General features: G+C 72.4%; 11 protein-coding genes. 10 read left to right on the top strand and 1 reads right to left on the bottom strand.

Going from position 1 to position 14569, the window contains the following annotated elements:
• Window positions 1-30: 30 nt before the first annotated feature.
• Window positions 31-1590: a hypothetical protein gene (locus tag EDD30_RS11930; protein WP_123678247.1), complete on the bottom strand. Its 1560-nt coding sequence runs from the start codon at window positions 1588-1590 to the stop codon at window positions 31-33.
• 186 nt (window positions 1591-1776) lie between these two features.
• Here EDD30_RS11930 and EDD30_RS11925 point away from each other — a divergent pair, with 186 nt between their 5' ends.
• The 10 genes from EDD30_RS11925 (at window position 1777) to obgE (ending at window position 14563) form a co-directional block, all read left to right on the top strand.
• Complete coding sequence (locus tag EDD30_RS11925; RefSeq protein ID WP_123678246.1) at window positions 1777-2568, top strand: alpha/beta fold hydrolase; 792 nt, start codon at window positions 1777-1779, stop codon at window positions 2566-2568.
• A 35-nt stretch (window positions 2569-2603) separates the two neighbouring features.
• Entirely contained in the window at window positions 2604-5075 is a 2472-nt protein-coding gene (locus EDD30_RS11920; RefSeq protein ID WP_244945212.1) for a SpoIIE family protein phosphatase, read from the top strand.
• 82 nt (window positions 5076-5157) lie between these two features.
• Window positions 5158-5502, top strand: coding sequence for an STAS domain-containing protein (locus tag EDD30_RS11915; RefSeq protein WP_071805870.1), 345 nt, complete (start codon window positions 5158-5160; stop codon window positions 5500-5502).
• A gap of 20 nt (window positions 5503-5522) precedes the next feature.
• Window positions 5523-7466, top strand: a complete 1944-nt coding sequence (locus EDD30_RS11910; protein ID WP_123678245.1) for a TIGR03960 family B12-binding radical SAM protein — start codon at window positions 5523-5525, stop codon at window positions 7464-7466.
• 29 nt (window positions 7467-7495) lie between these two features.
• Window positions 7496-8251 carry a TIGR03936 family radical SAM-associated protein gene (locus EDD30_RS11905; protein ID WP_211277801.1) on the top strand — a complete coding sequence of 252 codons (756 nt, stop codon included), beginning with the start codon at window positions 7496-7498 and terminating at the stop codon, window positions 8249-8251.
• A 132-nt stretch (window positions 8252-8383) separates the two neighbouring features.
• Entirely contained in the window at window positions 8384-11506 is a 3123-nt protein-coding gene (locus EDD30_RS11900) for an Rne/Rng family ribonuclease (RefSeq protein WP_123678244.1), read from the top strand.
• 114 nt (window positions 11507-11620) lie between these two features.
• Window positions 11621-12139, top strand: a complete 519-nt coding sequence (locus tag EDD30_RS11895) for a hypothetical protein (protein WP_071807896.1) — start codon at window positions 11621-11623, stop codon at window positions 12137-12139.
• A 178-nt stretch (window positions 12140-12317) separates the two neighbouring features.
• The gene (rplU, locus tag EDD30_RS11890) at window positions 12318-12632 is read left to right on the top strand and encodes a 50S ribosomal protein L21 (protein ID WP_071807897.1); all 315 of its coding nucleotides are present in this window, start codon (window positions 12318-12320) and stop codon (window positions 12630-12632) included.
• A 12-nt stretch (window positions 12633-12644) separates the two neighbouring features.
• Entirely contained in the window at window positions 12645-12911 is a 267-nt protein-coding gene (gene rpmA, locus EDD30_RS11885) for a 50S ribosomal protein L27 (RefSeq protein ID WP_071807898.1), read from the top strand.
• 155 nt (window positions 12912-13066) lie between these two features.
• A complete protein-coding gene (obgE, locus tag EDD30_RS11880; protein ID WP_071807899.1) occupies window positions 13067-14563 on the top strand; it encodes a GTPase ObgE in 1497 nt (498 codons plus the stop codon).
• Window positions 14564-14569: the final 6 nt, after the last annotated feature.

Here is a 14569-nt window from a genome sequence, read left to right as displayed (position 1 = left end):
GGCTTCCACTTTGTCGTCCGCGGAAGAGTTCTATCCGCGGACGAGGATCGCCTCGCGGAGCGTGCCGGTGAGCTCGGCGCTCTCATCCACCGACCGTCGTGTCAGCAGGACGGTGGCCATGCTGCCGTGGTCGGCCCAGGCGCAGACGACGACCGTGCCCTGCCGGGTACGGCCGACGCCGCACCGCTCGTGCACGCCGGTCTCACCCAGGTCGAATGCCCGGATGTCCTCGATCTGGTACGTGTCCGTCAGGTGTGCCAGCTCGGCCTCAACGTCGCTCTCCGGGGTCAGGCGTAGGCCCGTGGCGCCGAAGACGGTGACCCGCTTGCCGTTGTCGTCGCCGTACACGCCGGCGAACGCGTCGCCGGACGAGACCAGGTTGGTGCCGCCGGCCTGCTCCGCGAGGCGCTCGGTGGCTCGCTGGTCGGCCGCGCCCTGCCGCAGGTCTAGGTCGGCGATGTGGGACGGCAGGACCGCCGACACGGGGTGCTGCTGGGCGGCGGGCCAGAGGAAGTAGCCCGGTACGCCGCAGCAGCAGAGCGCGCTGAGCAGGGCGGTCAGGAACAGCCGGCGGCCCCATCGGCGCTTGCGGCGCGGCGGGGGCGGCAGCGGTCGCGCCCCGGGGCGAGGCCCGGGAGGCTGCCAGGCCGTGGGCGGCGCAGGTTGTCCCTTTCGCCGTTTCTTAGCCTTCTTGCCGGGTGCGGGCGGCGGCAGCGGGCGAGCCCGGTCGAAATAGGCCTGCGGCACCGCGGCCGGTGTGGCCGGCGAGGGCGGGCGCGCGGACAGCGCTGCCGGACGCGCCGTCGATGGGGCCGGGCGTCCCGGCGCGGACCCGGCGGGTGCGGGTGGTGCCTGACGCGGCTGGACCGGGACGCGGTCGGCCGGCGCCGGCGGGGTCTTGTCGCGGCGTCGGCGCCACCAACCCCGGCGCGGCGTCCCGGCGGGCCCGATGCCGGCCGCCGCCTGCGGCTGCGCGGCTGGTGCGGCCGGCGGCTGCGCGGGTGGTGAGGCCGGCTTCGGCGCGGCTGGTGCGGCCGGCGTCGGCGCGGACGCGGTCGCCGGGGCGGGGGCGTCCACCCGGGTCGGCGGCAGGGGCTGGTCGACCCGGGTCGGCGGTAGTGGCTGGTCGATTCGGGTGGGTGGCACGGGCGGGGCGACCACCGGCGGGACCGGCGCGTCGATCCGGGTCGGGGGCATCGCCTCCGGGAACGGCTCCAGGACGTCGATGGGGGTGTCGTGGTCGGCCCACGGGTCGACCGGGGGACTCGTCGACCAGTCCTCGTTGTCCGCCCACGGATCCGCGGGCGGCGGTGCGGGTTCGTCGTTCGCCGGGCGGCGGCGTTCCCACCAGGACTTCTTCGGCGTGGGTGGCGGAACGGCCGCCGAGCCGCTCCAGCGCTGGGGGACGTCCTCGGTCGCCGGGATCTTGCCCGGTGACGGCGCGTCACCCTCCGGGGCGGCGTCGTCCCCGGCGGCGGGTGCGGCGTTCGCCTCGGCGGGAGGAGAGTCCGGGGTGGGGTCGATGCGCGTCGGGTCCGGGCGGTTGGCGGATTCGCCCGCGGCCGGGTCGTCCGGCTGCTGGTCGGTCATCCGTCGCTCCCCCTCCCGGACGTCGCTGCCTCAGGGCCAGGTTAGAGCCGGTGTGCCAGTCCGCCCACCGGCTCGGCCGCCGGCCGCCGAACCGGATGTCCGGCGGAATCCGGGAAACTGACGGACAGAGGGGGCGATGTGGGGGACGGTCCGGAGTCGTATGGTGACCCGGTGGTGACCCCGGATATGAACACGACTCAGAGACACGCGATCCACGAGCTCGGCCGCCCCGACGGGCAGCCGATGCTGTTCGCCCACGGTTACGGCTGCGACCAGAACATGTGGCGCTTCGTCGCTCCCGAGTTCGCCGACACCCACCGGGTGGTGCTCTTCGATCACGTCGGTGCGGGCCGTTCGGATCTGCGGGCGTACGACGACCGCCGGTACTCGACCCTGGACGGTTACGCGTCCGACGTCCTCGAGATCGTGCACGATCTGCACCTGCGCGACGTGATCTTCGTGGGGCATTCGGTCAGCGCGATGATCGGGGTGCTCGCCGCGATCCGGGAGCCGGAGCGGTTCGCCAAGCTGGTGCTCGTCGGGCCCTCGCCGCGCTACATCGACGACGGCGACTACGTCGGCGGGTTCGGCCGGGCCGACATCGAGGCCATGCTGGAGTCGCTGGACAGCAACTATCTCGGCTGGTCGAGCGCGATGGTGCCGGTCATCATGGGCAACCCCGACCGGCCGGAGCTCGGCCGGGAGCTCACCAACAGCTTCTGTGCCACCGACCCGGAGATCGCCAAGAAATTCGCGTGCGTCACGTTCCTCTCCGACAATCGCGACGACCTGCCGAAACTGCGTACCCCCGCATTGATTCTGCAGTGTGCCGACGATGTCATCGCGTCGTCGGTTGTAGGCGACTATGTGCACGAGCACCTCGCCGGGAGCACACTGGTGGCCATGAACGCGACCGGCCACTGCCCGAATCTGAGCGCGCCCGCCGAGACAGTTGCGGCGATCAAGGCGTATATCTGACGGCGATGGCGGAGAGCGGCGGTGGTGGGCCGGACGTGACGCAAGAGCTGCGCGTGCCCTGGGACGAGGATCCCGGTGATCTGTACGAGCATGCGCCGTGCGGCTATCTGACCATGTTGCCGGACGGCACGATCGTCAAGGTCAACGAGACGTTCCTGGCCTGGACCGGGTTCGAGCGGCGGGCACTGATCGGGCGCCGGCGCTTCCGGGACCTGCTCAGTCCGGGCGACAAGATCTATTACGAGACGCACTACGCGCCGCTGCTGAGCATGCAGGACGACGTCCACGAGATGGCCTTCGACCTGGTCCGCGCCGACGGCCGCCGGCTGCCGATCCTGGTCAACTCGATCCTCGGGCGGGACCCGGCCGGTCGGCCGCGGGTGGTGCGGACCACGATCTTCGACGCTACCGAGCGGCGCGGTTACGAGAGGGAACTGCTCGCCGCCCGGCGCCTGGCCGAGGCCTCCGAGCAGCGGGTCGGCGCGCTGCAGCAGGTGGTCGCGGACCTGGCGGCGGCGGCCACGGCCGCCGAGGTCGGCGAAGCGGTGGTGCGAGCACCCGGCTCCGCTTTCGGCGCCGCGTACGCCCGGGTGTGGCTTCTCGACGCGGACCGGGAGCGGCTGCGAGCCTTGGCCGGCACCGAGCCCGGCGCCACGGACGACGACATGCCGCTCGGCTCGTCGCGGCCGGTCGCCGAGGTCGCCCGCCGCGGCGACCTGCACGTGATCGCTTCGGTGGCGGAGGCCGAACGGCACTTCCCCGAGCTGGCCGCCGCCATGCACCGGGCGGGTCACCACAGCGTGGTGCTGCTCCCGCTCACCGCGGGCTTCCCCGGCGAGGTCATCGGCGCCGACGTGCTCGGGGTGCTCACCTTCGCCTTCACCGAGGAACGCGAGCTGACCGACAGTGAGCTGCGCGTAGTCCGGCTGCTGGGACACCAGGCCGGCCAGGCCCTGGACCGCGCCCGGCTGTACGACGAAGCCCGGCGCCGCGAGGAGCGGGCCGCCTTCCTCGCCGAGACCACCCGGGCGCTCGACGAGGAGCCCCGCTTGATGCTCCGCGCCCGTAGCCTGATCGACCGCCTCGTCCCCGACGTCGCCGAGTGGGCGGCCGTACGCCTGCAGGTCGGCCCGGCCGGGTTGCAGGCCGAGGCCGGCGGTCCCGCGCCCGACCCGGTGCGCCTCGCCCAGCGCGTCGCCCTGGTCGGCGCGCACGGCAAGGCCGAGCTGACGGGCAGCGGCGCCGACCCGGACTGCGCCGTGCTGCCGCTGGCCGCCGGCGGCAAGGTTCTCGGCACGCTGGCCCTGCGGATGGCGCCGGGCCGCCGTCCGGCCTCGGCCGACGCCGTCTTCCTGACCGACCTGGCCGACCGGGCCGGACTGGCGCTGGAGAACGCCCGCCTCTACGAGCAGGAGCGGGCCGTCGCCCGGACGTTGCAGCGCAGCCTGCTCGCCAGCGACCTGCCCACCGATCCGCGCTTCGCGGTAGAGACGCACTACCAGGCGGCCACCCACGACCTGGAGGTCGGCGGCGACTGGTTCGACGCGTTCCTGATCACCCAGGACAAGCTCGCCGTGGTCGTCGGCGACGTGGTCGGCCGGGGCATCGACGCGGCGACCACCATGGGCCAGTTGCGCAGCGCGATCCGGGCGCTCGCGACGGCCGAGGCCGGTCCGGCGCGGCTGCTCGAGCGGCTGGACCGCTTCGTCGACCGGGTCGAGTCGGCGCGCATGGCGACCGTCGTGTACGCCGAGGTCGACCTCACCACCAGCGAGATGACCTACGCCTGCGCCGGGCACCTCCCGCCGCTGCTGGCCGAGCCGGGCGCCGCGCCGCAATACCTGCTCGACGGCCGGTCCGGCGCCCTGGGCACCCGGGCGGGACTCAGGACGCGGACGGAGCACCGCGTGCATCTGGCGGCCGGCAGCCGGTTGCTGCTCTACACCGACGGGCTGATCGAGCGCCGCCACCGGCGCATCGACGCCGGCTTCGAGATGCTGGCCCGGGCGTACGCGGGCCGCCGCGACTCCCCGCTGCCCGGCCTGGCCGCCGGGCTGGCGGAGCGCCTCGTCGGGCGCGAGCACCCCGACGACGTCTGCCTGCTCTGCCTCGCCCTGGGCACCGAGGAGCGGCTGGAACGCGCCATCGGGGCGGACCCGGTGCAGATCGCGCTGCTACGCAAGGACATGCGCGGCTGGCTGGCGTCGCACGACGTCGACGAGGACAGCACCCAGGCGGTGCTGCTCGCCTGCTCGGAGGCGGTGGCCAACGCCATCGAGCACGGCTACCGCAACGACCCCTTCGGCGTGGTCGACGTCACCGCCGTGGTCTCGGCGGACGCGATCGAGGTGCGGGTCACCGACCGTGGGGACTGGCACGTTTCCGGGGACGAGGTCGCGCGCGGCCGGGGGCTGCAGCTCATCCACCAGATGATGGACGACGTGACCTTCGACCGTACGGAAGGAACAACGGTGACCATGCGACGTTCTCGCCGGGAGGCGGTATGAATGACCGCACCGAACCGCACTCACCTTCGCGTGCGACGGCCGCGACGGTGAGGGCCAGGAGGGCATGCCCGGAAGGCGCAGCATGAGCGACCGGTGGGTGACCTTCTCGAGGCTCGGCGACGCCGCGGTGGTCCGGCTCGCCGGCGAGATCGACCTGGCGAACGCCCCGGAGCTCACCCGGGAGATCGTCCGGCACACCGGCCGGGCCGGGGCCGTGCTGATGGACCTCACCGCCGTCTCGTTCCTGGACAGCGCGGGCGTGAGACTGCTCGACACGGTCGTCGGTGACATGGACCACGCGGGCACGCCGATCCGGCTCGTGGTGGGGGAGAGCGGGCCGGTCCGGATGACCCTCCGACTCTGCGCATTCCGGGACGATCTTCTGGCCACCGATCTCGCCCGGGCCGCGGAGGAATTGCGCGGCTAGCCCGCGTACCCTGGAGACCCATGAGCGTCTCTTCCGTCTTTCCGCAGCTCGAGCAGTTGCTGCCCCGGGTCAGTAAGCCGATCCAGTACGTGGGCGGCGAGCTGGGCGCCGTCGTCAAGGACTGGGACGCCACCACCGTCCGGTGGGCCTTGATGTATCCGGACGCGTACGAGGTGGGCCTGCCCAACCAGGGCGTGCAGATCCTGTACGAGGTGCTCAACGAGCAGCCCGACGTGCTGGCCGAGCGGACGTACGCGGTCTGGCCCGACCTCGAGGCGTTGATGAAGGAGCGCGGCGTCCCGCAGTTCACGGTCGACGCCCACCGCCCGGTCCGCGCGTTCGACGTGCTGGGCCTGTCGTTCGCGACCGAGCTCGGCTACACCAACATGCTCTCCGCGCTCGACCTCGCCGGCATCCCGCTGAACAGTGCCGACCGCGGCGACGAGGACCCGATCGTGCTGGCCGGCGGCCACGCCTCCTTCAACCCCGAGCCGATCGCGGACTTCATCGACGCCGCGGTGCTCGGCGACGGCGAGGAGGCCGTCCTCGAGATCACCGGCATCATCCGGGAGTGGAAGGCCGAGGGATGCCCGGGCGGCCGTGACGAGCTGCTGCTGCGCCTCGCCCGCACCGAGAGCATCTACGTCCCGCGCTTCTACGACGTGGACTACCTGAGCGACGGCCGGATCCAGCGGGTCGTGCCGAACCGCCCCGACGTGCCGTTCCGGGTGGCCAAGCGCACGACGATGGATCTCGACGCGTGGCCGTACCCGAAGAAGCCGCTGGTCCCGCTCGCCGAGACGGTCCACGAGCGGTATGCGGTGGAGATCTTCCGGGGCTGCACCCGCGGCTGCCGCTTCTGCCAGGCGGGCATGATCACCCGTCCGGTCCGCGAGCGGTCGATCACCACCGTCGGGCAGATGGTCAAGGAGGGTCTGGAGTTCTCCGGCTTCTCCGAGGTCGGTCTGCTGTCGCTCTCCAGCGCCGACCACTCGGAGATCGGCGACATGTGCTCCGGCCTGGCCGAGCAGTACGCCGACACCAACGTCTCGCTGTCGCTGCCGTCGACCCGGGTCGACGCCTTCAACATCGACCTGGCCCAGGAGCTGTCGCGCAACGGGCGGCGCACCGGCCTCACCTTCGCGCCGGAGGGTGGTTCCGAACGGATCCGCAAGGTCATCAACAAGATGGTGACCAAGGAGGACCTGATCCGGACGGTCGTCACGGCGTACTCCAACGGCTGGCGGCAGGTGAAGCTGTACTTCATGTGCGGCCTGCCCACCGAGACCGACGAGGACGTGCTCGAGATCGCGCACATGGCGCACGAGGTGATCCGGGCCGGCCGGGAGGCCGCCGGCACCAAGGACATCCGCTGCACGGTGTCGATCGGCGGGTTCGTGCCCAAGCCGCACACCCCGTTCCAGTGGGCGCCGATGGAGCGCCCGGAGGTCATCGACGCCCGCCTCAAGCTGCTCAAGCAGGAGATCAACAGTGAGCGCTCGCTGGGGCGCGCGATCGGCTACCGCTACCACGACGGCGAGCCGTCGCTGATCGAGGGCCTGCTGTCGCGCGGCGACCGCAGGGTCGGCGCGGTGATCCGGCGCGTATGGGACAAGGGCGGGCGTTTCGACGGCTGGTCGGAGCACTTCTCGTACACCCGCTGGGTCGAGGCGTGCGCCGAGGTCCTCCCGGAGTTCGGCGTCGACCTGGACTGGTTCACCACCCGCGAGCGTGACCAGCTCGAGGTGCTGCCCTGGGACCACCTCGACTCCGGCCTCGACAAGGACTGGCTCTGGCAGGACTGGCAGGACGCCATGAGCGAATACGAACAGGACGACTGCCGCTGGACGCCGTGCTTCGACTGCGGTGTCTGCCCGTCGATGGACACCGAGATCCAGATCGGTCCCACCGGCAAGAAGCTTCTTCCCCTGACCCCGGTCAACAACCTCCGGGTCCCCGTTTAGGAGTCGACATCCCCCCCAAGAATCAACCCGTGGGCGGTCAGGCCCCGGTCGTCCAGCGGATCCGCCTGCGGTACGCCAAGCGCGGACCGCTGCGCTTCACCTCGCACCGCGACTTCGCGCGCGCCTTCGAGCGGGCGCTGCGGCGGGCGGGCGTACCGATCGCGTTCTCGCAGGGCTTCACCCCGCATCCCAAGATCTCGTACGCGAGCGCCGCGCCGACCGGGGTCGGCAGCGAGGCGGAATACCTCGAGATCGGCCTGCAGGCTCCGGTCGACCCGGCCGCCCTGCGGATCGCGCTCGACGCGGCGCTGTCGCCCGGCCTCGACGTGCTCGACGCGGTCGTCGCGAAGGAGGGCGGCCTGGCCGACCGGATCGACGCGTCCCATTGGCGCATCGAAATGCCGGAGATCGAGCCCGGGGCTGCGGAGAAGGCTGTCGAAGCCTTCCTCGCGGCCGACGAGGTGCTGGTCGAGCGCATGACCAAGCAGGGCAAGCGCTCGTTCGACGCCCGAAAAGCAGTTGCGTCGTTCACGGTGGCCGAGGAGTCTGACGCACCTTCCGGGGCGGCAGCGGCACCGTGTGCGATAATCGACCTTGTCGTGCGGCAGGTCACTCCCGCCGTGCGGCCCGATGACGTCATGTCCGGCCTGCGCGTGGTGGCCGGTCTGGAGCCGCCGGTGCCCCCACGGGTGACCCGGCTGGCCCAGGGCTCGCTCACCCCGCAGGGGGAGATCGTCGATCCGTTGGACGCGGATCGCGAGGACGCACCCATCGGAGGGCGCTAGCCGGTTCGGCCGGTGCCCGCGTTGGCAGACTTCGGAAGCCCGTCCGATGAGGGCCGGGTCCGAAAAACTTGCGGCGACCCTGCGTGGCAGCGCTCACCCGCGCCCGGGGCCGCCAGAACTGGAGAGCGCCCGATGCTCGATAACGAGCCACAGGGCGGTGAACGGGAAGAGGTGTCCGCACCTCCTCCCGCCGATGCCGCCGAGAGCACCACACCCGCACGCCGGACGCGTGCACCGCGCCGCAAGGCCGCCGCACCGGCGGCCGTGCCCGTCGACGCGCCGGGCGCCGAGCCCGGCGCGGCCGATGAGGCGGCGAACGCCGTCGACGCGGCCGCGGCGGAGCCCCCTGCGGCGCCGGTGAAGGCCACCCGCAGCCGGGCCCGGAAGAAGGCCGCCCCGGCAGCCGTCTCCCCCGAGCCCGAGCCCGAGGCCGAGGTCGAGGCCGCGCAGGCCGCCGACGCCGAGGCCGCCGACGCCGAGGCCGACAACGCCCCGCCGCCGGTGAAGGCCACCCGCAGCCGGGTCCGGAAGAAGGCCGCTCCGGCGGCTGCGCCGGCTCCGGTGGAGCAGACCCCGGCCCCGGTCGCCGAAGTGCCGGCCGCCGAGGACGCGGTCGAGGAAGAAGAGCAGGCCACCGAGCCGCCCGCGGCCGAGGTGCCGGTGGTCGGCGTGCTGCCGCTGGACGACGACTTCGTCGAGGAGGCGCCCACCCGGCGTCGCGGGCGCAAGGCGGCGCTGCCCCCCGCCGTACTGTTCATGCCGCCGGAGCCCGACGCCGAGCCGGCGCCCGCCACCCGGCGTGGCCGCCGCGGCACGACCGCGGCCGTCACGGCCGAGCCGGTCGCCGAGGTTCCCGAGGCGTCCGCCGAGCCCGTGCCCGCCGCGGAGGAGCCCACCGAGGCCGCCCGCAAGAGCCGGCGCCGCCGCCGGGGTGCCGCCGCGGAGGCCGACGAGGCCCCGGCCGCCGAGATCACCGAAGAGCCCGCGCTGGAAGAGCCCGACGAGAGCGCCGACGACGTCGAGGACGGCGCCGACGAGGACCTCGACGACGAGGACGCCAACGGCCGGCGGCGCCGCCGCCGGGGACGCCGTGGGCGCGGCCGCGGTAAGGGCCCGTCCGACGAGGGCGACGAGGGCGACGAGGTCGCTGCCGACGAGCCCGAGGCCGAGGCCGAGGCCGAGAGCGACGAGGACTCCGAGGACGGCGACGGGGTCACCCGCCGGCGTCGCCGTCGGCGCCGCAAGGGCTCCGGCGACGCCGAGACCGGCGGGGTCGAGGACGGGGTCCACACCGTCGTGCGGGTGCGCGAGCCCCGCCGCAGCGACGAGGTGCAGGGCGTCTCCGGCTCCACCCGGCTGGAGGCCAAGCGGCAGCGCCGCCGCGACGGCCGTGAGCAGCGCCGGACCCGCCCGCCGATCCTGAGCGAGTCGGAGTTCCTGGCCCGCCGCGAGGCGGTCGACCGGGTCATGGTCGTGCGGCAGAAGCCGGATCGCACCCAGATCGCCGTGCTCGAGGACGGCATCCTGGTCGAGCACTACGTGTCGCGTACCACCTCCGGGACCATGGTCGGCAACGTCTACCTCGGCAAGGTGCAGAACGTGCTGCCGAGCATGGAGGCGGCCTTCGTCGACGTCGGCCGCGGCCGCAACGCCGTGCTCTACGCCGGCGAGGTCAACTGGGACGCCACCGGGCTGGAGGGTCGCGCCCGCTCGATCGAGCAGGCGCTGCGCTCCGGCGACTCGGTGCTGGTGCAGGTCACCAAGGACCCGATGGGGCACAAGGGCGCCCGGCTGAGCAGCCACATCGCGCTCTCCGGCCGGCACCTCGTCTACGTGCCCAACGGCAACGCCTCGGGCATCAGCCGCAAGCTGCCCGACAACGAGCGCAAGCGGCTGCGGGACGTGCTGAAGAAGCTCGTGCCGGACGGCGCGGGCGTCATCGTGCGGACCGCCGCGGAGGGCGCCTCCGAGGAGGAGCTGGAACGCGACGTCAAGCGGCTGCAGGCGCAGTGGGAGGACATCCAGGCCAAGGCCGCCGAGGGCGCCGCGCCGCGCCCGCTGTCGGAGGAGCCCGACCTGGTCATCCGCGTGGTGCGGGACCTCTTCAACGAGGACTTCCGCGAGCTGATCGTGCAGGGCGACCAGGCGTACCAGGAGATCGAGAACTACCTCGAGTCGGTCTCCCCGGACCTGATGGAGCGGCTGCACCGGCACGCCGGCGCGGGCGACGTCTTCGCCGACAAGCGGGTCGACGAGCAGATCCTCAAGGCCCTCGACCGCAAGGTCTTCCTGCCCTCCGGCGGTCATCTCGTGATCGACCGCACCGAGGCGATGACCGTGGTCGACGTCAACACCGGCAAGTACACCGGTGCGGGCGGCAACCTGGAGGAAACGGTCACCCGCAACAACCTGGAGGCGGCCGAGGAGATCGTGCGGCAGCTTCGCCTGCGCGACCTCGGCGGCATCGTGGTCATCGACTTCATCGACATGGTGCTGGAGAGCAACCGCGAGTTGGTGCTGCGGCGGCTCACCGAGTGCCTGGGCCGGGACCGCACGAAGCACCAGGTCACCGAGATCACGTCGTTGGGCCTCGTGCAGATGACCCGCAAGCGCATCGGCGCCGGGCTGCTGGAGGCCTTCAGCGAGAACTGCGAGCACTGCAAGGGTCGCGGCCTGGTCATCCACACCGAGCCGGTGCCGGAGAAGCGGACCTCGGGCGCGGCCAACCAGGTCAAGGCCGTGGCCGCGGCGGCACGCACCGAGGCCCCCGCCGCCCCGCCGGCGCAGTCGTCGTCCCGGTCCCGGCGCCGCCGGGGCAACGGGGGCGAGCCGGCACCCGCCGAGGCGGCTCCGGCCGAGGCTCCCGCCGAGGTTTCCGAGGCCGCGGTGGCCGACGTGGCACCGGCCGCGGTGGCGCCGCAGCACCTCACGGAGGATCCGGTGGCGGAGACGGCCGGTCTTCCCCCGGCCGGTTCCGGGATCGTCGCCGCGGCGGGGTCGGGCGTGATCACACCGGCGCCGAAGCTCACCACCGACGAGGGCGACGACGAGTACGACATCAGCGGCTACGACCTGTCCCGGTACGAGACGAACGGCTCGTACCCGGCCGAGCCGCTGCAGCTCACCGGGGCGGACGACCCGGATGCGGCCGACGAGGACGACGAGGACGACGACGACGACGAGCCGGTCGGCGCCGGGGCGGGCTCCCGGCGGCGCTCCCGGCGCGGCGGCTCCCGGCGGCGGACCCGCCCGTAACGCGTACGATCCGGGCGGTCCCGGCAGGTATTGCCTGCTGGGGCCGCCCGCACCAGGTCCGCTGATCGATGTCGGCTACCCTCGTCATCCCCGTCACGTCCCGAGGAGCCCACCATGCGACGCCTGCTGTGCGCGACCGCCCTGAGCGGCGCCCTTTTCGTGCTCGGCGCCTGCTCGGCCGACAAGGCCGCCGAGACCGGCGCCGGCGCCACCCCCGCAACCTCCGCTCCGGCTCCCGGTACGAGCGGCGTTCCCACTCCGCCGGGCTCGTCCCCGGCCGGTGGTGACGTCGCGCTCAAGGGCAACACGAAGGCGATCTGCGCCCAGGCCGCGAGGACCGGCGCGGAGGCCGCCCAGAAGTTCGCCCAGGACCTCAAACTGCTGATCGAGGCCGAGACGGCGCAGGACCCGTCCGCGGTGGCCAAGGCGAAGGCCAAGACCGACCGGGACGTGCAGAACTACTCCTCCGCGCTGGGCGACATGGCGAAACTCGCCTCCGAGCCGGAGCTCAAGATGGCCCTCACCGCCATGGGCAAGCAGGTCTCGACCCTGCAGGGCGACGTGCGCAAGCTCGACGCGCAGAAGCTGGCCGGACTGCAGGAGACGCTGGCCACGGCCTGTGGCACCGCCTGAAGCGTCTCCCCGGTTTGGGTGCGACGCGCTCGATGAAGTACGCTATCTGTCGGCGCTTTTTCAAGCGTCGTGTTCCTGTGCGCGAGGCAGTGATCTCAGTGATCTGCGGCGCCGGGGCCCGAGTTTCATCCGCCAAGCAGCGATGTCCGCTGCGTAAGTCTCAGGGAGTCCGCGTCCGATGTACGCGATCGTCAAGACCGGCGGCAAGCAGTACAAGGTTGCCGAGGGCGACGTGATCGAGGTTGAGAAGCTCGCGGGTGTTCCCGGCGACTCGCTGACACTCGCCGCGGTCCTCCTCGTCGACGGTGACAACCTGGTGACCGATGCGGCCAAGCTTGCCAAGGTGACGGTGTCCGGCGAGATCGCCGAGCACACCAAGGGTCCGAAGATCCGGATCCACAAGTTCAAGAACAAGACCGGATACCACAAGCGCCAGGGGCACCGTCAGCCGCTGACTCTCGTCAAGGTGACCGGCATCTCCAGCGGGAAGTAGGGGCGAACCGCCATGGCTCACAAAAAGGGTGCTTCCAGCTCGCGGAACGGCCGTGACTCCGCCGCTCAGCGGCTCGGAGTGAAGCGGTTCGGCGGCCAGCTCGTCAACGCCGGCGAGATCATCGTCCGCCAGCGCGGCACGAAGTTCCACCCGGGCGACCTGGTCGGCCGCGGTAGCGACGACACGCTGTTCGCGCTCGCCGCTGGTAACGTGCTCTTCGGTCACAAGCGTGGCCGCAAGACCGTCAGCATCGTGCCGGTCGCGGTCGCGGCCGAGTAGTTCCCGGGCCGCGCTCAGCGGCCCGACAGCGTCGCAGCGGGTCGTGGACCTTCCGGGGTCCGCGGCCCGCTGTTGTTTCTCCCGGCGGGAAGCCGGACGGCTTCGCTGGTGTTCTTCCCTCGGGCAGGCACTGCGTTTGAGGTAGGAGTAACCGAGTGGCTACGTTCGTCGACCGGGTGGTGCTGCACCTGCAGGCAGGTGACGGCGGTCACGGCTGTGTGTCCGTACGCCGGGAGAAGTTCAAGCCGCTCGGCGGTCCCGACGGCGGCAACGGCGGCCACGGGGGCGGCATCACGCTCGTCGTCGACCCCCAGCAGCACACGCTGCTCGACTTCCACTTCCGTCCCCACGTCAAGGCGCAGAACGGCGTCGGCGGAATGGGCGACAACCGGGACGGCGCCAACGGCGGCGATCTCGTGGTCAAGGTGCCGGACGGCACGGTCGTGCAGACCCCCGACGGCGAGGTCATCGCCGACCTGATCGGCGCCGGTACCACCTTCGAGGTGGCCCGTGGCGGCCGGGGCGGGCGCGGCAACGCCTCGCTGGCCAACACCCGCCGCAAGGTGCCCGGCTTCGCCGAGCTGGGCGAGCCCGGCGACCGCGTGGACGTGGTCCTGGAGCTCAAGAGCGTCGCCGACGTCGGCCTGGTGGGCTTCCCGTCGGCCGGCAAGTCGTCGCTCATCTCGGTCATCTCCGCGGCGAAGCCGAAGATCGCCGACTACCCGTTCACCACGCTGGTGCCCAACCTGGGGGTCGTGCAGGCCGGCGAGGAGACCTTCACGGTCGCGGACGTGCCGGGTCTCATCCCCGGCGCCGCCACCGGCAAGGGGCTGGGCCTGGAGTTCCTGCGGCACATCGAGCGCACCTCCGTGCTGGTCCACGTCCTCGACGCGGCGGCGCTCGAGATCGAACGCGATCCGATCGCCGACCTGGAGGCCATCGAGGCGGAGCTGAGCGCCTACGGCGGGCTCGAGGACCGGCCCCGCATGGTCGTACTCAACAAGATCGACATCCCGGACGGGCGCGACCTCGCCGAGATGGTCCGTCCCGACCTCGAGGCCCGCGGCCTGCGCGTCTTCGAGGTGAGCGCGGTGACCCGCGAGGGACTCAAGGAGTTCGTCTACGCCCTGGCCGAGGCCGTCGCCGCGAACCGCCTGGCGGCGCCCGCCCCGGAGCCGAGCCGTACGGTGGTCCGGCCGCGCGCGGTGGACGAGAAGGGCTTCACGATCGAGCAGGACGCCGAGGGCGTCTACGTGGTCCGCGGCGTCCAGGTCGAGCGCTGGATCCGGCAGACGAACTTCGACAACGACGAGGCCGTCGGCTACCTCGCGGACCGCCTGGAGCGCCTCGGCGTCGAGGCGGCGCTGGTCAAGAAGGGCGCCCAGGCGGGAGACGCGGTGCGCATCGCCGAGCGGGAGTTCGACTGGCACCCCAACACGGGCGAGTATGTCTCGGGCCCCCGCGGCACCGACGCCCGCCTCGAGGAGGACGCGCACCGGGCCACCGCGGCGCAACGCCTCGCGGCCCGCAAGGCCCGCCGCATCCGCTCGGACGACGAGCTCCTGCACATGAGCGAGGACGGCACGGTCTCCACAGTCTCCATGTCCGCCAAGCCCGTCCTGGTCACCGAGGACGACGACGCCGACGCATAGCTCGCC

This window comes from Couchioplanes caeruleus (assembly GCF_003751945.1).
GTDB classification, from domain to species: Bacteria; Actinomycetota; Actinomycetes; order Mycobacteriales; family Micromonosporaceae; genus Actinoplanes; species Actinoplanes caeruleus.
This window is presented reverse-complemented; position numbering and strand designations above follow the sequence as displayed.

Excerpts from the sequence above, each read along its gene's own strand:
- EDD30_RS11930 (WP_123678247.1), bottom strand. The coding sequence starts at position 1,590 with ATGACCGACCAGCAGCCGGACGACCCGGCCGCGGGCGAATCCGCCAAC.
- EDD30_RS11925 (WP_123678246.1), top strand. The coding sequence starts at position 1,777 with ATGAACACGACTCAGAGACACGCGATCCACGAGCTCGGCCGCCCCGAC.
- EDD30_RS11915 (WP_071805870.1), top strand. The coding sequence starts at position 5,158 with ATGAGCGACCGGTGGGTGACCTTCTCGAGGCTCGGCGACGCCGCGGTG.
- EDD30_RS11910 (WP_123678245.1), top strand. The coding sequence starts at position 5,523 with ATGAGCGTCTCTTCCGTCTTTCCGCAGCTCGAGCAGTTGCTGCCCCGG.
- EDD30_RS11900 (WP_123678244.1), top strand. The coding sequence starts at position 8,384 with ATGCTCGATAACGAGCCACAGGGCGGTGAACGGGAAGAGGTGTCCGCA.
- EDD30_RS11895 (WP_071807896.1), top strand. The coding sequence starts at position 11,621 with ATGCGACGCCTGCTGTGCGCGACCGCCCTGAGCGGCGCCCTTTTCGTG.
- rplU (WP_071807897.1), top strand. The coding sequence starts at position 12,318 with ATGTACGCGATCGTCAAGACCGGCGGCAAGCAGTACAAGGTTGCCGAG.
- rpmA (WP_071807898.1), top strand. The coding sequence starts at position 12,645 with ATGGCTCACAAAAAGGGTGCTTCCAGCTCGCGGAACGGCCGTGACTCC.